The sequence below is a fragment of the Parabacteroides sp. D25 genome, assembly GCF_000307475.1.
GTDB lineage: Bacteria > Bacteroidota > Bacteroidia > Bacteroidales > Tannerellaceae > Parabacteroides > Parabacteroides distasonis.
In genome coordinates, this window is record NZ_JH976501.1 from 126,990 (window position 1) to 146,702 (window position 19,713).

18 protein-coding genes are annotated in these 19,713 nt (G+C 44.1%); 11 read left to right on the forward strand and 7 right to left on the reverse strand.

All coding sequences use genetic code 11. The features are described 5' to 3' along the window. Positions 1-406 precede the first annotated feature (406 nt). Entirely contained in the window at positions 407-2,611 is a 2,205-nt protein-coding gene (locus tag HMPREF0999_RS04200) for a patatin-like phospholipase family protein (RefSeq protein ID WP_008779066.1), read from the forward strand. Positions 2,612-2,648: 37 nt separating this feature from the next. Then, positions 2,649-3,320 carry a DUF2461 domain-containing protein gene (locus HMPREF0999_RS04205; RefSeq protein ID WP_009016605.1) on the forward strand — a complete coding sequence of 224 codons (672 nt, stop codon included), beginning with the start codon at positions 2,649-2,651 and terminating at the stop codon, positions 3,318-3,320. 11 nt (positions 3,321-3,331) lie between these two features. Here HMPREF0999_RS04205 and HMPREF0999_RS04210 read toward each other — a convergent pair whose 3' ends face one another. Together HMPREF0999_RS04210 and HMPREF0999_RS04215 are read right to left on the reverse strand one after the other, a co-directional pair. Beyond that, complete coding sequence (locus HMPREF0999_RS04210; RefSeq protein ID WP_009016604.1) at positions 3,332-4,480, reverse strand: BPL-N domain-containing protein; 1,149 nt, start codon at positions 4,478-4,480, stop codon at positions 3,332-3,334. Between the two features lie 21 nt (positions 4,481-4,501). Beyond that, complete coding sequence (locus HMPREF0999_RS04215; RefSeq protein ID WP_009016603.1) at positions 4,502-5,701, reverse strand: LruC domain-containing protein; 1,200 nt, start codon at positions 5,699-5,701, stop codon at positions 4,502-4,504. Positions 5,702-6,033: 332 nt separating this feature from the next. Here HMPREF0999_RS04215 and HMPREF0999_RS04220 point away from each other — a divergent pair, with 332 nt between their 5' ends. Next, positions 6,034-6,444 (forward strand): DUF3836 domain-containing protein, encoded by a 411-nt coding sequence (locus HMPREF0999_RS04220; RefSeq protein WP_005859949.1) that lies wholly within the window; start codon positions 6,034-6,036, stop codon positions 6,442-6,444. A 77-nt stretch (positions 6,445-6,521) separates the two neighbouring features. Here the strand turns inward: HMPREF0999_RS04220 and HMPREF0999_RS04225 are convergent, their stop codons facing one another. Beyond that, on the reverse strand, positions 6,522-7,883 hold the full coding sequence (locus HMPREF0999_RS04225; protein WP_005859947.1) for a TrpB-like pyridoxal phosphate-dependent enzyme: 1,362 nt from the start codon (positions 7,881-7,883) through the stop codon (positions 6,522-6,524). 159 nt (positions 7,884-8,042) lie between these two features. Here HMPREF0999_RS04225 and HMPREF0999_RS04230 point away from each other — a divergent pair, with 159 nt between their 5' ends. Further along, positions 8,043-9,272: a DcaP family trimeric outer membrane transporter gene (locus HMPREF0999_RS04230; RefSeq protein ID WP_009275243.1), complete on the forward strand. Its 1,230-nt coding sequence runs from the start codon at positions 8,043-8,045 to the stop codon at positions 9,270-9,272. Between the two features lie 22 nt (positions 9,273-9,294). After that, positions 9,295-10,515, forward strand: a complete 1,221-nt coding sequence (locus HMPREF0999_RS04235) for a DcaP family trimeric outer membrane transporter (RefSeq protein ID WP_029257155.1) — start codon at positions 9,295-9,297, stop codon at positions 10,513-10,515. Positions 10,516-10,610: 95 nt separating this feature from the next. Here HMPREF0999_RS04235 and HMPREF0999_RS04240 read toward each other — a convergent pair whose 3' ends face one another. Continuing rightward, positions 10,611-11,621, reverse strand: coding sequence for an aspartate-semialdehyde dehydrogenase (locus HMPREF0999_RS04240; RefSeq protein WP_009275244.1), 1,011 nt, complete (start codon positions 11,619-11,621; stop codon positions 10,611-10,613). A gap of 154 nt (positions 11,622-11,775) precedes the next feature. Here HMPREF0999_RS04240 and HMPREF0999_RS04245 point away from each other — a divergent pair, with 154 nt between their 5' ends. Further along, a complete protein-coding gene (locus HMPREF0999_RS04245; protein ID WP_009275245.1) occupies positions 11,776-14,148 on the forward strand; it encodes a lamin tail domain-containing protein in 2,373 nt (790 codons plus the stop codon). A 33-nt stretch (positions 14,149-14,181) separates the two neighbouring features. Beyond that, positions 14,182-14,460 carry a hypothetical protein gene (locus tag HMPREF0999_RS04250; protein WP_009275246.1) on the forward strand — a complete coding sequence of 93 codons (279 nt, stop codon included), beginning with the start codon at positions 14,182-14,184 and terminating at the stop codon, positions 14,458-14,460. 102 nt (positions 14,461-14,562) lie between these two features. Here the strand turns inward: HMPREF0999_RS04250 and HMPREF0999_RS04255 are convergent, their stop codons facing one another. After that, the gene (locus tag HMPREF0999_RS04255; protein WP_009275247.1) at positions 14,563-15,693 is read right to left on the reverse strand and encodes a clostripain-related cysteine peptidase; all 1,131 of its coding nucleotides are present in this window, start codon (positions 15,691-15,693) and stop codon (positions 14,563-14,565) included. Positions 15,694-15,845: 152 nt separating this feature from the next. On the opposite strand from HMPREF0999_RS04255, the gene HMPREF0999_RS04260 reads away from it, so the two are divergent. Continuing rightward, on the forward strand, positions 15,846-16,406 hold the full coding sequence (locus HMPREF0999_RS04260) for a DUF3575 domain-containing protein (protein ID WP_009275248.1): 561 nt from the start codon (positions 15,846-15,848) through the stop codon (positions 16,404-16,406). 12 nt (positions 16,407-16,418) lie between these two features. Further along, positions 16,419-16,937 (forward strand): DUF3868 domain-containing protein, encoded by a 519-nt coding sequence (locus HMPREF0999_RS04265; RefSeq protein ID WP_009275249.1) that lies wholly within the window; start codon positions 16,419-16,421, stop codon positions 16,935-16,937. A gap of 103 nt (positions 16,938-17,040) precedes the next feature. Here HMPREF0999_RS04265 and HMPREF0999_RS04270 read toward each other — a convergent pair whose 3' ends face one another. Continuing rightward, positions 17,041-17,514 (reverse strand): AAA family ATPase, encoded by a 474-nt coding sequence (locus HMPREF0999_RS04270; RefSeq protein ID WP_226769947.1) that lies wholly within the window; start codon positions 17,512-17,514, stop codon positions 17,041-17,043. 216 nt (positions 17,515-17,730) lie between these two features. Between HMPREF0999_RS04270 and HMPREF0999_RS04275 the strand changes: the two genes are divergently transcribed. Continuing rightward, complete coding sequence (locus tag HMPREF0999_RS04275; RefSeq protein ID WP_009275251.1) at positions 17,731-18,420, forward strand: type 1 glutamine amidotransferase domain-containing protein; 690 nt, start codon at positions 17,731-17,733, stop codon at positions 18,418-18,420. A gap of 55 nt (positions 18,421-18,475) precedes the next feature. Further along, complete coding sequence (locus HMPREF0999_RS04280; protein WP_005859925.1) at positions 18,476-19,204, forward strand: nitroreductase family protein; 729 nt, start codon at positions 18,476-18,478, stop codon at positions 19,202-19,204. A 94-nt stretch (positions 19,205-19,298) separates the two neighbouring features. Here the strand turns inward: HMPREF0999_RS04280 and HMPREF0999_RS04285 are convergent, their stop codons facing one another. Next, positions 19,299-19,709 carry a hypothetical protein gene (locus HMPREF0999_RS04285; protein WP_009016597.1) on the reverse strand — a complete coding sequence of 137 codons (411 nt, stop codon included), beginning with the start codon at positions 19,707-19,709 and terminating at the stop codon, positions 19,299-19,301. Between the last annotated feature and the right edge of the window lie 4 nt (positions 19,710-19,713).

A 19,713-nucleotide genomic window follows, 5' to 3' on the forward strand; every position in this document is an offset into this window, starting at 1 on the left:
TTGATGGCTATATTATTTTTTGATAAACACGTACATACTTGATTCATAATACGTAAATCGATTTTAGCGAGAAATGCCTATTAATTTTAGGGAGGCCGTATCAAATACTATCGATTGCCCACTTATGTTCCGGAAATAAAATGTTCCTCTCTTGTTGAAATAGTTCTCCGATAACCTATACATTCCATAGCGAATAAGTATTTATTCTTAAATCAGCGCCGTGAACTGTATAAACCACGCCGTGGAATGTGCAGACCACGCCTTGGTTTATACAGTTCACGGCATGGTTTATAGAATAGATGAGATAGCGATAAACTTTATATATAGGTAAACATACGTTTTATTCTAGATGAATCCGTTTGCGTTTTCGAGTAAACCAGCTACATTTGCCGGAAAGAATATCTAGATGAGGAAGTTCCTTTTATTGTGGTTGGTTGGGTTGATGTTGGTGCCTTCTGTGATGGCTGAGCGGAAAAAGGTTGGCTTGGTGCTGGGAGGCGGTGGGGCGAAAGGTGTCGCTCATATCGGGGTGTTGAAGGTATTGGAGGAGGCCGGCATCCCGATTGATTATATTGCCGGCACTAGTATGGGAGCTATCGTGGGGGGCTTATATTCCGTTGGATATAATGCTGCGGAAATCGATAGCATGGTGAGATTGCAGGACTGGAGTATGTTATTGAGCGACCGGGTGAAACGTAGTAGCCTTACTTTTCCGGAGAAAGAGAATTCCGAGCGTTATGTATTCTCACTCCCTTTTGGGCGGAGTAAAAAAGAGATAGCGATCCAAGGGATGATAAAAGGGCAAAATCTCCAGAACCTGTTCTCGAATCTAACGATCGGCTATCATGATTCCGTGGACTTCAATCAATTGAATATACCTTTCGCTTGTGTGGCGTTGAATGTGGTGGACGGCCAAGAATATGTTTTCCATCATGGAAGTCTTCCGTTGGCTATGCGTGCCAGTATGGCGATTCCTGCCGTGTTTGCGCCGGTACGTTTGGATAGCATGGTGTTGGTAGATGGTGGGATCAAGAATAACTATCCGGCGGATGTCGCACGGGATATGGGGGCGGATATCATTATTGGCGTAGATCTAGGTACTAGCGACTTGAAACAGTTGGAGCGGATAAATACCCCTTGGGATATCGTAGGGCAGATCGTCGCCTTGCATGGTTATGAGAAATACGGACCGAATAAGGAACAGACCGATCTGTTGTTCCGCCCGAATACAGACCCTTATAATTCCGCTAGTTTTGGGGAGACGGCCTTGGATACCTTGATTGACCGGGGTGAGCAAGTCGCCCGCAAGCAATGGGATGAGATTCTTGCCTTAAAGAAGAAGATTGGTTTATCCGATAGTTCGGATATGCACCGAAAGAGATTAGTACATTCCTATCCGGTAGCCCCTACCGATACGTTTCATATCCGGCGTGTCTTGTTTGAAGGTATAGATCCTCGTGATGAGAAATGGTTGACGCAAATCAGCGGCTTGAAAGAGAATAGCTTGCTTACCGTGAAGAAATTGCAGGAAGCCATGTCTATCGTGATCGGTACAAACCTTTACTCGAATGTAAGCTATAAATTAGTCGGCGAGAGGCAGGAGGATTTGGTGCTTACGGTACAGGAAAAATCAAATAGCGCGATTAATGTGGGCCTGAATTTCAATAGCGAGGATATCGTCGCCCTATTGCTGAATGTGACTTTTGACAATCGGGCCCGTTACCATTCGAAGTTCTCCGTAACCGGGAGGATCGGGAAACGTATGTATGGGCGGGTGGACTATGCGATAGAGCGTAATCCATTGCGTAATATTAACCTGTCTTACATGTTCACGTACCATGACCTCGACGTGTATAACAGGGGAAATAAGATCGTAAATACGACGTATCGCCATCATTTCGTGGAACTCGGGTATTCGGATATGAACTGGCTGAATTTCAAGTTGAAGCTAGGAGCCCGTTATGAGTATTTCGATTATAACTCATTCCTTTATACGGCGGAAAACCAAAAGTATCAAGTAAAACCGGAAGGCTTTATCAGCTATTTCGCTCAAGCCCATCTGGAGACGTTGGATCGTCGTTACTTCCCGAGTAAAGGCGTTTCTCTGCAAGCGGATTATTCCATTTATACGGATAACTTCGTGACCTATAAAGGACATACATTCTTCTCCGCCTTGAAGCTCAGCTTCCTGTCGGTATTGCCGCTGACTTCCCATTTGAGCCTGTTGCCTTCCATCGATGGGCGTGTGTTGATCGGGAAAGATCCGGCTTATCCCTTTTTGAATGTGGTGGGAGGCGATATGCCGGAACGGTATCTTCCCCAGCAACTCCCTTTCGCCGGGATCAACCATATGGAGATATTCGATAATTCCGTGGCGATTGTCCGCTTAAACTTGCGTCAGCGTATCGGGCAACGGCATTATATCTCTTTGATCGCTAATTATGCGATCCATGAGAATAATTTCTTCGATCTCTTCAAGGGAGAAAGCGTTTGGGGAGGTAGCATCGGTTATGCTTATAACAGTATAGTCGGTCCGATGAATACGAACTTCGGATTGTCGAACCGGAATAATAACCTGCAATTTTATCTGAATCTGGGTTACAGTTTCTAATATTTCTTACATTTGTAAGGATTAAAAATAGAAAGTTATGAATGAACAGATCATAGAGTTCTTGACAGAGTTGAGGAGCCATAACAATCGGGAATGGTTCCAAGACAATAAAAGTCGTTACGATGCGCTACGTAAGGTTTTTATTGATGAGGTACAGGATTTAATCGGTCGTATCTCCTTATTCGATCCCGAGGTAGCCGGGTTGGAGGCGAAAGATTGTTTGTTCCGGATATACAGGGATATCCGTTTCTCTCCAGATAAGACTCCTTATAAATGTCATTTCGCCGCTTACATCTCCCAAGGTGGTCGTGCCAGCGAACGGGGTGGTTATTATATCCATCTGGAGCCGGGAGGTTGCTTGCTTTCCGGTGGTGTATGGTGCCCGCCACCTGCGCTATTAAAGAAACTTCGTCAGGATATATACGATCATATCGAGGAATTTACGGCTATTATCGAGGAACCTACATTTAAGAAAACATTCCCGGTGTTAGAGGGGGAGATGCTGAAACGCATGCCTGCCGGCTATCCAATGGATTCCCCTTATGGTTATATCATGAAGCATAAGGATTTCAGCGTGGTGTCTTATAAGCCGGATAATTTCTTTTACGCTAAGAATTGGATGGATAAGGCGGTGGATGACTTTAAATTGTTATTACCATTCAATCGTTTCTTAAACTATACGGTAGATGAATATCTAGGGAGAGTTTAAATCTCCCTAGCCTAAGGAAGTAAGGCTGTTAGTTTCTCCAGCTGCGTCTTTAACTCTTCTTGGGTTGCCTTATCGGTTTCTGTCCGGTAGGCCGCCTGTAAGTTGGGTAAGAATGGTAAGTAATGGGTATCCGCTATATACCGGGCTGCCCGGATACGGACGGCGGGTGAAGCGTCATAAAGCAATCCTTGTACCCATCGTTTGGCGTCCCATGAATGGTGTGCTTCCAGCCAATCCAAGGCGGCAACTTTTTGCTCGCTTTCTCCGCTTAAAAGGATTTGAAAGGCTTTTTCTTCCTGCTTTAAATCATCGGTAGCCATTAATGATTCATGATTGAACAGGTCTGGACGTACGGCGGAGGATTGATAAGGGATAAAAGGCTTATTCAAGGTCCAACGTACCATCCGGGGGATCATCCACATCATGCCGGGAGTACCTTCGGGGTGGGCGATGGAACTAAAAACACGCCCTTTCCCGTAGTTATTGGCTACGAAGAATGGCTTACCGTTTGTCATATTAGCCGGGGCGTTTCCTTCCTCATGCACATCGCTTTCCATGATGGCAAGCGTGTTGCTTTGGATCGTATCAGCCGGATTGTTTATAAATACCGGTCCCTCATAGTAAATGACGAAACTCGTATCGCGGTCGGCTAATTCGGGGAATATCTTCTTACCCTCCTCGCATAAGGTGAATTTCGCTAATCCATGCCCTCGGTTGTCATGCTCGATGTCGATCGCTTGCTGTCCATTTAGCTGTATACAGGTGTAATCGGGAGTATTCGAGAATAGATAGGCTCCGGCACAGATCCCGACAGCCCCTTTACCTTTAGCGATGAAGTCCTTGATACGTTGTTGATTTAAGGTCCCTAGGTTTAAGTACTGACTTTTGCCACTTCCTCCCGGGATAATAATAGCGTCGATCGAATCGAGCACATTATTAGCTATATCTGCTGTAGTAATGGTACGTACCTCCATTTCCGGGTCCAGCCGGATAGCGGCGACAGTTTCCCAAATACAGGTCTGTGCTCCTCCATGCCCATCGAATACACCCACCTTTATCGGTTGAGTATTAATCTCTTTTTTCGTGCTCTTGTTTTCCGGCACTGAGCACTGAACGCATAAAGCCAGATAGGCAAGATATAAGATGGCGGTCGTTTTCATTTTACGGAGGATTTTAGGTTGTTATTGTTCTCGGGTATAAATCCACTTATCAACCGTATTCTTACTTTTATACCATTGTACATGTTTGCTATCTCCACTTACCCATTTCAATAGATCCGGATAGGCATCACCAATAAAAGCATGTTCCACAGGGTATTTGAAATCATCCGGTATCATTAAGGCCCATATGCAATTATCATTTGAGTAATAACGGTATCTGACCCCTTTGGGGGTATAGCTATAATTACGTTGGTGGATTTCCGTGCGTAAGACCTCTCCTTCCCGCTTTAATACGGTCGTGAAAAGATCGATGTCATCAATGGTCAAATCTTTTAAGGCACCGGCTGCGAACGAAAAGGTGATCAAACGTTCTTGCTTTCCCCTATATGGAAGGTCATTATCTGTATTAATCATTTCATGAAAAGAGAATAATCCATGTATATCATCCGATAGGGCATAAACCGGAGTCTCGGTTTCCGATTCTGGAGTCGTGGTCCAGCCATTTAACTCGGCTTTTTGGATGTCTTTGGACTTTATGCCGGGGAGATGGATGAAAGCTCCGGCCCGCTTAGTTCCACCTAATGCACGGAAAGTCAGTTTTATATTGGCGAATTGTACATAATCGTCTTTCATGGAAGTTTCCATCTGGACTTTTATCACGGCATCATTAAAATCATAATCTCCGTAATTAGGGAAAGAGTCTTCTATTATAAATGTATAGGTGGAAGACACGCTTCGGGTCGGGGTACGGCTAACCGGAGTAGCGGTTGTTTCCTGCGATACGGCTAACGAATCGAAAGCACAGACATTATCATTACCCGGTGTTAAGGTGACAGGAGCGGTAACTTGATATCCGGTAGGGGTCGTCAATTGTATGTAAACTTGATCCGACTCTCCCTTTGGATAGATAATTTTCTTATCGAAAAGCGTTTTCTTTGAGCAAACCCCGGTAGCGAGAAGATTCGCATCTTGATCTTCCGGACTTTTATCAAATACTTCTACCAGATAATTATAGGTGCCATCATAGGGGTCGAAAGATTGTACGGTAAGGTGGGATATTTGTATCATCGACCAATCGAAATTAGAGGAAATTGTTACCTTTGAGAATGGATTAGTACCTTCTCCCGGAATTTTATTGGAAGGATCATATACATCCTTTGTACATCCTGAGAATAGGATAAAAAGAAAGGATGTGATAAATAGTTTCATTATTTGTCGCATGTCAAGAAATCAATTTGCATTCTGCCTTTGCAAAAGTAAGAATATATTTATTAATCAATAGATTTTTAATTTATTAAAAAAGCGGTGTCTAAAGTTTTCTTTTGAAAGTTACATCCGGCTGGTGGTAAATAATAGATATTTAAAAATCGGGGGAACTTACGATTTGGTTTACAATATGTCAGTAAACATGGGAGAATCGAAGGGAATGAAGGTCTTGAATGTGTTAAATATTGTGATATTACTAACGATTTGTCACTTTGCTTTTGGTGATTGTCGGGAAACTTCCTTACTTCGCGGTACAAAATGATAGTAACCTTATAAATTAAAATAGTATGAAGACATCAGTTTGGGGTAAAAGTATTCTTGCGCTTGTTTTTACTTTCATGTGTAGTTTAGCGATAAGCGCAGCGTCTCCTAAAGATTATCTATATGATACAAAAGAGGAGAATGGTAAGATTATCTCTAAAGTGGTATTCTTACAGGAAAACGGACTGTTGAACAAACAGGTAAGATATGAGTTCCAGTACAACGAGAACGGCAAGGTTTCCGAGAAGAAAGCGTTTCGTTGGGATCGGACAAACGATGAATGGGTTCCATTCTATCAGATCACTTATCAATATGATGATCAAAGTGGAGAGATAAAGACAAATTACGGTATGTGGGATAAGAAAAAGAAAAACTTTAGCTTAAATGTCCAGAACATGATTATCCCGAGTACTAATTACGAAGAAATTTTCTCATAATACATACTTTAAATTAAGACTTTCATAGACAAATAGGGGAAAGGGGCGATTTGGTATCGCCCCTTTTCTTGTTTTTATCAGATGATTTTCTCCAAATCTTTCAAATTGTTAGCTACTTCCTCATCCGTTACCTCATAGTTTGTTAGATCACCGGATAGATATTGGTCGTAGGCGGCCATATCGATCAAGCCGTGCCCCGATAAGTTGAACAAGATCGTACGAGGTTTACCTTCGATCTTGGCTTGCTCTGCCTCATGGATAGCTGCGGCGATAGCGTGGGATGATTCCGGGGCCGGTATGATTCCTTCCGCTTGTGCGAATAAGGTAGCGGCCTTGAAGGTATCCAATTGCTTGATATCCACGGCGCTCATCAATTCGTCTTTCATCAACTGGCTGACGATGGAGCCGGCGCCATGATAACGCAAACCTCCCGCATGGATATTCGCTGGAGAGAAATTATGTCCCAACGTGAACATCGGGATTAATGGGGTATAGCCTGCCTCATCTCCGAAGTCATATTGGAATTGCCCTCTTGTAAGTTTCGGGCAAGATGCCGGTTCCGCCGCTATAACCCGGATATCCTTACCTTCCGTTAGTTTATGGCGCAGGAATGGGAATGTGATACCGGAGAAGTTGGAACCACCACCGAAACAACCGATAACGACATCGGGGTACTCGCCAGCCATTTCCATTTGTTTCTCAGCTTCCAGTCCGATAACGGTCTGATGCAGCATAACGTGGTTTAATACGCTACCTAATGTATATTTACAGTTCGGTGTCTGCATGGCCAGCTCTACCGCCTCGGAGATGGCGGTACCTAGACTACCTTGATAATTAGGATGGTCTGTCAAGATCTTACGTCCGGCTTTCGTACTCATACTCGGGGAGGCAACAACTTGTGCTCCGAAAGTCTGCATGATCGAACGACGGTAGGGCTTCTGGTGGTAACTAACCTTTACCATATAAACGGCAAGTTCCAAGCCGAAAGCTTTTGCCGCATAAGAAAGAGCGGCACCCCATTGTCCGGCGCCTGTCTCGGTCGTGATATTTGTCGTACCCTCTTGTTTACAATAATAAGCCTGAGCCAAGGCCGAATTCAACTTATGTGAACCGATCGGGCTTACACTCTCGTTCTTGAAATAGATATGAGCGGGCGTATCCAGCGCTTTTTCCAATCCAGTGGCACGAACCAACGGAGTCGGTCGCCATACCTTATAAAGCTCGCGTACTTCATCGGGGATCTCGATCCATGTGTCTGTCGTGTTCATTTCTTGATGAGAGACACCTTTCGAGAATAGAGGATATAAATCTTCCTCCTTTAAGGGCTGTTTAGTTTGTGGATTTAAGATCGGCAGCGGTTTGTTCTTCATATCCGCTACGATATTATACCATGCCGTAGGTATATCTTTTTCTTCTAGCAAAAACTTTTTAGTACTCATTTTCTTTATCTGGTGTTTACAATATTAATCTAATTTGACCTTTAAGGCTTACAACTTGGAAGCAAAGGAACAAATAATATTTCGTTTCTTCAAATTGAATCCATAAAAATATATACATTCGCGGCTTATAAGGTAAGAAAAATAACAAACTGAATTATAATGAGACAGATTACCCTGTTGCTCGTGGGGATGCTAGCCTTATTTTCTACGACAGCGCAAAGAAAAAACTTCACTTACAAATTCTACGGCTTCGTCCGTGGAGATCTTTTCTACAATTCCCGGGCTAATATGGCTCCGATCGATGGGAACTTTTATCTCTATCCTTTGGATAAGAGTTTTGATGCGGATGGCAAGGATTTGAACGCCACGCCGAATGGCAGTTTCTATACGTTCACTTCCCGCTTGGGCTTGGACGTGACGGGTCCCGACATTGGCAAGGCTCGTTCCTCCGCTAAGATAGAGACGGACTTTGGCGGTTTTTCCGGTAGTAATACGATGTTACGTATCCGGCAGGCATACGTAAACTTGGATTGGGGAAAATCGGCGGTATTAGTAGGGATCACGTGGCATCCCTTGTTTGGCGCCGTGATGCCGGATGTCTTGAATCTTTCCACCGGAGCGCCGTTCCAGCCTTTCAACCGTAGCCCTCAGATCCGTTACCAGTATAAGGCGAATAGCCGGGTACAATTGATGGCTTCCGTGTTGTGGCAATTACAATACCTTTCCAGCGGACCGAAAGGCATGAGCGAGGATTATATTAAGAATAGCTGCATTCCGGAGATGTTCGTGGGGGCGGATTTTACCCCTGCGGATGGTTGGTTGATGGGGCTCGGCGCTCATATGATCTCCTTGAAACCCCGTACTTCCACGGAATGGAAGGAGCAAACTTTTAAGGTGAACGAGCGAATGACCGCATTCTCTTACGAGGCACATTTGAAGTATAGCGGAAGAAACTATACCTTTGCGGCGAAAACCTTGATGGCCTCAGCCTTGGATCATACCGCTTTATTGGGCGGTTACGGGGTGAGCTCGGTGGACTCCCGTACGGGCGAGCAGGGATATACGCCTTTTCGCCATTCTACGACATGGGTGAATTTCGCCTACGGAACGAAATGGAGACCGGGAGTTTTCGTCGGATATACGAAGAATTTGGGAACCGGGAAGTCCTTGGTCTCAGCGGATAAGGTGTATGGTATGGGATTGGATATCGATCAATTAATAACCGTCAGCTTAAACGTATCGTATAATTTACCGCATTGGAAGTTCGGTTTCGAGTATTGTCCGGCGACAGCTTATTATGGCACGACCGACTTAGAGAGCGGACGTATCGAGCAAACACATGCGATAACGAATCATCGTATATTAGGTTTGATGATGTATTATTTTTAAAGATAGATTGACCGGAATGGAAATGAAACGCAACTTGCTTCTTTTGATCGGCCTATGTATGGCGGTATGCGTACAGGCGCAAAAGAAAAACTTCTCTTACAAATTTTACGGACAGGTACGTGGAGACTTGTTCTATAATTCCCGTGCGAATGCCGAGATCGTGGATGGTTTGTTCCACCTATATCCGAAGGACGTGGCGTTGGATGCGGATGGCAAGGACTTGAACGCTAGTCCGAACGGTAGTTTTTACCTGCTTTACTCCCGTTTGGGAATCGATGTACAAGGACCGAAGGTTGGTTCGGCCAAGACTTCCTTGAAACTGGAGGCCGATTTCCGGGGTTCGGGTAGCAATTGGGCGGTGCTCCGTATCCGTCATGCCTATGTGAATCTGGATTGGGGCAAGTCCGCTGTCTTGATCGGACAGACATGGCATCCGCTATTTGGCGAGGTCTTTCCACAGATGTTGAATCTTTCTACCGGCGCCCCGTTCCAGCCCTTTAACCGCAGCCCGCAAATTCGTTATCGTTATACGGACAATGGGTGGCAATTGACCGGGTCGGTTCTATGGCAGTTGCAATATCTATCGGCTGGACCGAACGGAAAGAGCGAGGAATATATCAAGAATAGTTGCGTGCCGGAAGTCTATCTCGGGGTGGATTATAAGAAACCCGGTTGGCAGGTAGGAGCCGGTATGGAAATCTTGTCGTTAGTGCCGAGAACGCAGAACGAGGTGGATGGCAAGATTTATAAAGTCAGCGAGCGGGTTTCTTCCGTATCCGGCGAGGCGCACGTGAAATATCAGGACGCGAATTGGTTGGTGATGGCGAAAACCTTGCTGGCTTCTAACTTGACGCAGACTTGTATGTTGGGTGGTTACGGCGTCACCTCTATCGACCCACGTACCGGCGAACAGGAATATTCGCCGTATCTCTTCTCTACTTCTTGGTTGAATATCGTGTACGGAAAGAAATGGAAACCGGGTTTGTTCTTAGGCTATTTGAAGAACTTGGGAGCGAATGAGGCACTGGTAGGCAAAACCTATGGCGTAGGTCTGGACGTAGATCAGGTATTTACGACCAACCTGCAACTTTCGTATAATCTTCCGCACTGGAAATTAGGTGTTGAATATAGCCCTTCCATCGCATGGTATGGCAATGTGGATTTGCAAGATGGCGGACGGATTCATGACACACATTCGATAACCAACCATCGGGTATTGGGCGTATTGATTTATACGTTTTGAGAAGGCATGGAGGAATTACGCTAAGCATAAAAAAGCGGGATAAGAGTATTCTCTTGATCCCGCTTCCACGTATATAGAATTTACAAAGTTGTCTGTTATTTGATATTACCCACCTTTAGCAAGTACTCGGCGATTTGTACGGCGTTCAAAGCGGCGCCTTTCTTGATCTGGTCGCTCACGGTCCAGAATGTCAAACCATTCGGGTTGCTGATATCCTTACGGATACGGCCTACGTAAACCGGATCGTGATCCGCTACGAACAACGGCATCGGATAATCCTTGTTTGCCGGTTCATCCTGCAATACCACACCCTCAGCCTCGGCGAAAGCCTTGCGAGCCTCTTCCACGCTGATCGGACGCTCTGTCTCTACCCAAGTAGATTCGCTATGCGCACGCATAACCGGTACGCGAACACAGGTAGCGCTCACCTCGATATCCGAGTGCATGATCTTACGGGTCTCGTTATACATCTTCATCTCCTCTTTCGTATAGCCATTTTCCGTGAATACGTCTACGTGAGGGATTACGTTATATGCCAATTGATAAGCAAATTTCTCTACTGTAGGCTCCTCGCCCTTTAATAGTTGCTCATATTGTTTTACCAACTCAGCCATAGCGGTAGCGCCCGCTCCACTGGCAGCTTGATAAGTAGATACGTGAACACGCTTGATATGAGATAAGTTCTCGATCGCCTTCAACGCTACAACCATCTGAATCGTGGTACAATTCGGGTTAGCGATCACGCCACGAGGACGATTCAAGGCATCCTCCGGGTTTACTTCCGGTACGACCAATGGAACATCCTCGTCCATACGGAACGCGCTGGAGTTATCGATCATCACCGTACCATGTTTCGTGATCGTCTTCTCAAATTCCTTGGAAGTACCACCTCCGGCTGAAACAAAAGCAACATCGATTCCCTTAAAGTCGTCGTTATGCTTCAGTTCCTTAACGGTATACTGTTTACCACGGAAGGTATAAACACGTCCGGCACTACGAGATGAGCCAAAAAGTTCCAGCTCATCTATCGGGAAGTTTCTCTGGTCGAGTACACGCAGGAACTCCTGTCCCACGGCTCCACTTACACCAACAATTGCTACTTTCATTTTGAGCACTGATTTAATTTGAATAATGTAAAATAGTTATAACTTTGCTGTCTGTAAAGGGCTTTCATATTTTTGCCTTTTGCGCCCTATTATTTACAGTTGTAACTTATTAGGGTGCAAAGATAGAGAAATTTATAACTAAAACGATATAGCTATGAAACAATTATTATTAATTCTTGCGTTTTTACTTCCGCTTTGCGCTTATCCCCAGTTAAAAGAACCGTTTAATGGACTGGAGATTACATCGGATAACCCTTGGACGGGTGATTTAGATTGCTTTGTGATTGAGACCGGATGGCTGGTCTCACGTGCGGATCCTACCCGGAAAAGTGTTTCCATAGAAACTCCTCTCGTTTATTCCGCTACAATGGAATGGGAATTTGAGATTCGGATGGATTTCAAACCAAGCGATCAAAACCATATCCGGCTACATGTTTATTTAGATGATCAGAGGATGCTTGGATTAAAAAACGATTATTATGTCCAAATCGGCAGTAATAAGAAAACGATAACTTTTCGGAAACATACCGCAACGGAGAAGAATCCAAAGATCTTAATAGAGAAAGCGCTCGATGTCTTGTTGGGAGCCGTGGATTTGAAAGTGAAACTTACTTTAGAAAATCATAAGATATGGAACTTATATGTGCTAGAGAAGGGTAGGTTTGTCTTGATAGGGAGTTGTGAGTCTGAAGTTTCTTCTTCATGTAAAGGGGGACAACTACGTTTTGAATGCCGCTATTCTAAAACTCGAGTAAATGATTTTGCGTGTAACTACATCATTATATCCGATAATATCTCGATCGAACCAGAGAAGCCGGATACTCCCGAAGAGCCAGAAGAACCCAATGAGCCCGATGAGCCGTTGGTTCTTCCGCGGCTTCTTGCTATCCAACCGATCACCGAGTCTGTTTTCCAATTACAATATAATCTTCCGGTGGATATCCGTGAGGCGATATTCTCTATATCGGGTATCGGTAATGCTTCTCGTATGACCTATGCGGATGATATGCGGATCTATGTGAATATCAGCTTTGATAAAGAGTTGAAGGTTGGCATGGGTTATGATTTGTTGTGCTCGGGGTTAATGGATCTTGAGGGAAATAAGATTCCGGAGAGTTCTACCGAGATTCGGTTAGAATATGAAGAAGAGCCCGACGTTCCGGAGGAACCGGAAGTGCCGGATACTCCTTCTTTCCCCGCTGGTAGTATCCGTATTAATGAGGTGATGGCTGATCCGAAAGGACAAAAGGCTTTTCCGGAAACGGAGTATGTGGAACTTTATAATACGACGGATAAGGCTATAGAGTTAAATGGTTGGTCATTCTTATATGGTAGTAAGCCAACGGTATTGACAGCTTTGTTTTTGGATGCGGATGGATATGTCGTGCTTTATCGGTCCGGTAGGGATATACATATTGATGATGCGGGGCTGGATCTGCCCTTGGATAAATTCCCGGCGTCGTTGGTAAACACGGGGAAGGAGCTTGCTTTATTCGATCCTTCCGGTAAGGAGATCGACCGGATTGCCTATGAGAAAGCGAAAGCCGGTATCGCTTGGGAACGTTCTGAAACCGGCTTTCATTTATCAACGGATGAGCGAGGAGGCACGCCGGGTTCCGCGAACTCTTCTCCTGACGATGAACCAGAAGATCCAGATCGTCCGGACGCTCCCCATAAACCGGGTATCCCCACGGACATTATAGTCTTACCCAATGAGATCGTTTTTAATGAGTTGTTGCCGAATCCTTACCCGGAAGGGAGTGAGTATATCGAGCTTTATAATCGTTCGGACCGGACATTGCCTTTGGCCGGACTGTCTGTTGCTACTCGTAAATCCGATGGTACATTGAGTTCGCATTATCCTTTATCTTCTATAGTCTCTCCGGTAGAACCACAAGATTATGCGTTGCTGACTAAAAGTATGGGAGGAGTGAGCGATTTTTATCTGATATCTTCGCCGGATGCTTTGCATGAATTAAAACTTCCGGTCTTGGCAAATACCTCCGCTACGTTAGTCCTGTTTCGTACAGAAGATGAGGTTATGATCGATGAGATTCGTTATTCCTCTAAATGGCATGCCCCATCCGTGAAAAACGAGAAGGGGATTGCCTTGGAGCGGATTAATCCTGATAGCGATACGCAGGATGAGATGAATTGGACCTCGGCTTCGGCCACGGCGGGATACGGTACGCCCGGCTATCGGAATTCCCAATATGGAAAGCAAGATGAAGGCGAGGTAACGGGCATAGAGCCTCCCGTTTACTTTGAAGCGACGAAAGAATATACCATCTCTTACCATCTAGATGAATCCGGCTATACCTGTAGAGCTTGGATATTTGATATCTCCGGAAGGTGTATCAGTGAGGTGGTAAATCATGACTTATTAGGGATAGAAGGTGAATTGACTTGGAACGGCCTTGCGGTGAATGGTTCCAAGGTGAGAACAGGCGTTTATATTTTCTATGCGGAACTTGTTCATCCTCAAGGAAAAATTGAACGTTATAAAGAAGTTTTCCTAGTGAAATAGAATGGGATGTGAAATATAAATACTATTTTTGTCATGAGTGATTTTGAAAGAAGGAGAGAAAAGAATAAAGAGGCGCGAGAGTTAGTGAAGATACGGAAGGAGAATATCGCAAAGTATTTCTTTGACCTGTCAAAGTTGACATTTGCGGCTTTAGTGTTGGGATTAGGTGGAGCTTTCTTTAATATAGGTAATAGGGAAAGGTTATCATATGTTGATACTATACCTTTGATCATTTGGTATATTTTTGGAGTTGGCTTAGTTGCTACCGTATGGTTCGCATATATTGGAAGTTTAATACTTAAAATAGATTAGTATGATAGTAGTGGCTGTGTTTTTTACAATTGTTGCTGCAATAGCAGGGAGTATCTTACTATTTCTTCACACTCCTCGCGGAAAGCGTTGGATAAGGGGTGATTAATAGACCGCTTTATACCACTCAAGATCCTTGTACCACTCGTTCAGTTTGGGCAAGGCTTCTTGGGGGACGTAGATAGATAAGCCGCTATATTTATTGACCGGCAGATAGCTTCCATACGGATACGGATAAGCGTAAACTGCCTTGGGTGTAGTAGCCTTGTAAATAACCGCCTTTTCCATGCTCCGCTTGAATGCGTTATATTGCTCTTCCGTGGCCAGACGGCTCACGTAATCATCAAAATCATATAAGGCATGATAATTCGGCGTCAAATACTCCATGATCTGCAATTCGCTAACGGGTACGGCGAAAAGATCACTTTCCGTCTTATCATGGAATAGGGTACGGCAAGTAGCGGCCAATTCATCCAACTCATCGCTTTTCATGACCGAGATCGTTCCTGCCTCACTTTGATAATACGTATAAAACTTTGTCGCTATCCCCACCACATCAGCTTCTTTTTTGAACATATCCCCCATGATCGTTTGATAGGGGAAACCATTGGCCAGTATCTCCGTGGGCGAGCCGATAATATAATCCGCACATCCCCGGAAAGCGTAAGCTACCTCGGCGCACGACATATAACAAGCGTCGAACAAAATAAAATCAAAATGATACTTCGATAAAGCGGAGGCCAAATCATTGATCTCCATGAAATTATTCTTCCCGTCTTGCCCGAAAGAACGCAGATAGCTATAGATATCCGAAGGTAGCCATCCCGTTCCGTGACTCCACAGCACCAACCCGTAACTATCCGCCGGATATTCCTTTTGTACCTTGTCGATTATTTGCGTCAGCGTCTCGGTAGAGGCCGAGTTCTGGTTCGAGTCGTAGGTCTCGAGCACGATCTGCCGGATGGTATCCGCTTCCACTTTTAATTGGAAAAGCTGGGGAGCCTCGTTCTGCTTATCCGTATAGATCAATAAATTGCCGTTGTTCAATCCATCTCGCTCAATCCCTTTCTTTATCGCCCTCAGGTTTTGGCTCACGTATCCACTCAAGCTATTATCTCCTGCGAAATAGATAAGAACCGTACGAGGGGCGGTAGTAGGGATAACGACCTCCTCTTTATCGCAAGCGACAAACGAAAGGAGTGACAGGAGAAAAATCACGATATATTTAGCCTTCATGAGTCATATTCTGGATTTATCTTGCAAAGATAACGTTTTCCGTTTGTAAATCGTGGATATTATATAAGTTAACGTACGAATGAACTGATAAATATTATCTATATTTGTACGGTTTTGTCTCTTAAATAAACAAACCTAATGAACCGGGAGATATGAATAAACTATATTTACTGTTAGTATTTCTTTTGCCAACTTTTATAGATATTCAAGGACAGGTCGTGGCCGTGAAGACCAATGTGCTTTATGACGCGATCACTACGCCGAACATAGGGGCGGAGGTCGCTTTCAACAAGCATTGGTCCGTTGAGGCATCGGGGTATTATAACGGTTGGACATTCTCGAGCGATAAGTCATTTAAGCATTGGATGATACAGCCCGAGGCGCGTTACTGGATACACGAGCGTTTCAACGGACATTTCTTCGGGGTTCATGCCCAGTATATGGATTACGATTTCGCTGGTTTGAAGCTCCTGTATGGGATGGAGAAAAAGAATAGTTATAACGGTAACGCTTATGGCGGCGGTATCTCTTATGGTTATCAGTTATACGTGTCGCCCCGTTGGAACGTGGAGTTCACGGCGGGTTTCGGATACTTGCATTTCGAATATGATAAGTACGCTTTTCCTAGAGGAGATGCGCCTATCGGCAAGTTCCGCAACGAGTATTGGGGATTAACAAAGGCAGGTATCAGTATCGTTTACATCATCAAATAAAGAGATAAATCTATGAAGACATTCATTTATATATGCTTGTATATATGCTTGCTTGTGATCGGCCTTGTTCTTCCGGCAGGAGCGCAGGTGCCTATACAATCTTACCGGGGGCAAGTCTCCGTGAAGCAAAACCGCATCGAGCGGGAGGGCAACTCCTTGCGTCTAGACCTAACGATCAGTGTCTGCGGACTCTCCGTGGGACGATATCAAACCCTGTCCTTGATGCCGATGTTGAGTAGCGACAGAGATTCCGTAGTCATGGCCCCGGTAGTACTAAACGGGGTAAACAAGCAAAAAATGTTCGACCGTACCTTAGTTTTCGAAGGCAAGAAAGCCGCCGATGGCGACGCTTATACGGTAATCAAGAACACCCCGGAACTGATCCGTGAAATCCCCTATGAACTATCTATCCCATACCAGCCATGGATGAAGAACGCCGCGTTGATCTTGGTTGGGGAGTTGGATAATTATGAAGGTGCGCCATTACGAACATTCGTAAACGTATTGACAGAACATTTGGACATTCCGTAAAATAGTTTTTAACGCATTCCGTTATCCTGCAAGTACTGTCGAATAAGCGTAGGCGGTAGACTTGGGTATGGGCTTGTGCCTGCAATGTGTTCTGTATCTTTCGCTATGTTTCGGTGTTGAAAAATAGCTCGATGCCATATTCGTACATTTCTTGTACTTCTGTGTCACTGGCTCTTTTCACGAAAGTTTCCCCATTCCTGAAGTCAACTAGGTAAATGGCAAGTTCGTCACTCGGTAATTCCAGAAAGTCGTTAACCACATAAGGACTGTGTGTCGTTATAAAAAACTGGTTTCTGTCCGATTGGATAATATCCTGCGTTACCTTTGATATGAAAGGAGGGTATGAGTGGGCTTCCGGTTCTTCAAAAACTAATGCGGACTCACTGTTACTTTCAATAGCCGCTTTGTAGAAAATCATACGCTGCAGGGTATCGGCTATGGAATGAAATGGAATTAAAAATATCTCTCCCGGTTTCTTTTCTTTCATTACTTTAATCTCCTGGCTATTGGTATCGAAGACATATTTCAAGCCATAGTCGTTGAAAATAGTTCTTAATTCTTCTTTCAACTTGGGCATCATGGAAACAATATTCATCAAATTGCTTCCTCCCGGAGGTAATAGGAAAGGGATCGGTAATTTCTCCTTATCGAATGCTGGTGGATAGAGATAGCATTTGAAAGGATTTGCAGGTTTTCATATTTTCGGATTATGTTAAAGATTCCATATTCTGAAAAACAATCTATCCATGTGTATGTTTTCTTTTAAAGAATATGAATCAATAATTTGATTATCATGAAGATTTTAATAATAGTTACTAGCACAGGGACTTTTGCCAATGGGAAACTCGCAACCGGATTATGGCTTAGTGAGTTTACTCATATCTATCATAGTGCAAAAGAAAGCGGCTATGACATAACGGTAGCCAATCCGAAAGGAGGTTATACTCCCATTGATCCCGAAAGTTTAAAACCAATTTTTTTAGATGAAATGTCCGAAAAGTATTGGGAAAAGCCAGAATTCAAAAAGCTGTTGGATCATGCAAACAGTTTGGATAACCTGTTGGAACAACAGTTTGATTGTGTCTATTTAGCCGGCGGACACGGTGCGATGTATGACTTTCCTGGCAATGAAGCTTTAAAGACTATCGTAAGGAAACAGGATGAAAGTGGGAGGATAGTGTCGGCCATCTGCCACGGGGTCAGTGGGTTGTTGAATGCCAAACTATCCAATGGCGAATATATGATTAAAGGCAAAAAGCTGACGGGATTCAGTTGGTTTGAGGAAAGTCTTGCCAGAAGAAAAGAAGACGTGCCTTTTGATCTTGAAGCGTTGTTGAAAGAGAGAGGAGCGGATTATGAAAAAGCATTGATACCTATGACTTCAAAAGTAGTTGTAGATAATAATCTGATTACTGGGCAGGACCCGTTCAGTTCTAAAGAAATGGCGAAGGTCGTTATGCGGCAATTAAATAAAGCACGATAATAAATGGCTGAAGTAATCAGCTGGGAATAAATGTTTAATTCAAATCAGTATCATTATGAATTTAGATGAAGTCCTTCATCATCGTCGTTCTGTACGGGTGTATGATAAAGAAAAACCAATAGATACGGAAAAGGTAAAACATTGTTTGGAACTGGCTACATTGGCTCCTAACAGTTCTGATATGCAATTATGGGAATTTTACCATATTACAGAACCTGAATTATTGGCAAAAATTTCAAGGGACTGCCTTGGTCAGAAAGCGGCTTCTACCGCTTCACAAATTGTCATTTTTGTGGTTCGGCGTGACTGGTACAAGAAACATGCGCGATTCGTACTCAATTTTGAACGGGAGAACATTCGTCATTACAGTCCTAAAGAACGTCAGGCCAAACGTATTAAGGATCGGGAAATATATTACGGTATATTGATGCCCTTTGTTTATGCCCGGTTCTTCGGTATTCTCGGATTGCTTAGGAAATTGTTGGCTAATATAATCAGTATTTTCCGTCCTATGATGCTTGAAGTTTCCGAGAATGACATACGTGTGACAGCCCATAAATCCTGTGCGCTTGCCGCACAAACGTTTATGATTGCGATGGCAAACGAAGGCTATGACACGTGCCCCTTAGAAGGGCTGGACAGCCGTCGGCTAAAAAGGACATTGAAACTACCTCATGGTGCTGAAATAAACATGGCTATTCCTTGTGGGATACGGGATGGAAATAAAGGCATTTGGGGGGAACGTTGCAGAGTACCTTTTGAAGATGTTTATCGTAAACTTTAAGGCCTCCTTTTTTAAGGCTGGAATTTTCACTCACAAATAAAAAGTACAAATATCAAGTATAAGTGGTAGATGTTGTAGATGTTCGCATGAGCCGTTAATTCCCTATCTCGCAAAAATAAGTGACTTGTATCCATTGGCCATTCTGAAAGTGGATAAGTTGAAGGACGGCTCGATGGCTGTTGATGGTGAGGTTGGCGGTAATCTGCTCCGTGGTGAATGAGTGGTGAGCGTATTTGGCAGTGTGGTTGATGATCTTGTTGGCATACGTCTCTTTTCCTTCCTTTTCCCACGTGAAGATAGCGCGATCGAAATCTAGCGTGAAACGATCATGGAAGGTGTTTCCTTTCCATGTCTGACCCAAGGGCTTGACGCCTTGTGGAGTATCAACGCATTCTGTTATCCGGCAAGTGTTGTCGGATAAATGTAGGTGATAGACTTGGGCATTGGCTTGCGTGGCAAGCAGGAGCCATAGCGACAAGACGGGTAACAGGAGGATCGTCTTCATTTAA

Bases quoted from the DNA above. Each gene is read 5' to 3' on its own strand.
- HMPREF0999_RS04200 (WP_008779066.1), top strand. From the start codon at position 407: ATGAGGAAGTTCCTTTTATTGTGGTTGGTTGGGTTGATGTTGGTGCCT.
- HMPREF0999_RS04205 (WP_009016605.1), top strand. From the start codon at position 2,649: ATGAATGAACAGATCATAGAGTTCTTGACAGAGTTGAGGAGCCATAAC.
- HMPREF0999_RS04210 (WP_009016604.1), bottom strand. From the start codon at position 4,480: ATGAAAACGACCGCCATCTTATATCTTGCCTATCTGGCTTTATGCGTT.
- HMPREF0999_RS04215 (WP_009016603.1), bottom strand. From the start codon at position 5,701: ATGCGACAAATAATGAAACTATTTATCACATCCTTTCTTTTTATCCTA.
- HMPREF0999_RS04220 (WP_005859949.1), top strand. From the start codon at position 6,034: ATGAAGACATCAGTTTGGGGTAAAAGTATTCTTGCGCTTGTTTTTACT.
- HMPREF0999_RS04225 (WP_005859947.1), bottom strand. From the start codon at position 7,883: ATGAGTACTAAAAAGTTTTTGCTAGAAGAAAAAGATATACCTACGGCA.
- HMPREF0999_RS04230 (WP_009275243.1), top strand. From the start codon at position 8,043: ATGAGACAGATTACCCTGTTGCTCGTGGGGATGCTAGCCTTATTTTCT.
- HMPREF0999_RS04235 (WP_029257155.1), top strand. From the start codon at position 9,295: ATGAAACGCAACTTGCTTCTTTTGATCGGCCTATGTATGGCGGTATGC.
- HMPREF0999_RS04240 (WP_009275244.1), bottom strand. From the start codon at position 11,621: ATGAAAGTAGCAATTGTTGGTGTAAGTGGAGCCGTGGGACAGGAGTTC.
- HMPREF0999_RS04245 (WP_009275245.1), top strand. From the start codon at position 11,776: ATGAAACAATTATTATTAATTCTTGCGTTTTTACTTCCGCTTTGCGCT.
- HMPREF0999_RS04250 (WP_009275246.1), top strand. From the start codon at position 14,182: ATGAGTGATTTTGAAAGAAGGAGAGAAAAGAATAAAGAGGCGCGAGAG.
- HMPREF0999_RS04255 (WP_009275247.1), bottom strand. From the start codon at position 15,693: ATGAAGGCTAAATATATCGTGATTTTTCTCCTGTCACTCCTTTCGTTT.
- HMPREF0999_RS04260 (WP_009275248.1), top strand. From the start codon at position 15,846: ATGAATAAACTATATTTACTGTTAGTATTTCTTTTGCCAACTTTTATA.
- HMPREF0999_RS04265 (WP_009275249.1), top strand. From the start codon at position 16,419: ATGAAGACATTCATTTATATATGCTTGTATATATGCTTGCTTGTGATC.
- HMPREF0999_RS04270 (WP_226769947.1), bottom strand. From the start codon at position 17,514: ATGCCCAAGTTGAAAGAAGAATTAAGAACTATTTTCAACGACTATGGC.
- HMPREF0999_RS04275 (WP_009275251.1), top strand. From the start codon at position 17,731: ATGAAGATTTTAATAATAGTTACTAGCACAGGGACTTTTGCCAATGGG.
- HMPREF0999_RS04280 (WP_005859925.1), top strand. From the start codon at position 18,476: ATGAATTTAGATGAAGTCCTTCATCATCGTCGTTCTGTACGGGTGTAT.
- HMPREF0999_RS04285 (WP_009016597.1), bottom strand. From the start codon at position 19,709: ATGAAGACGATCCTCCTGTTACCCGTCTTGTCGCTATGGCTCCTGCTT.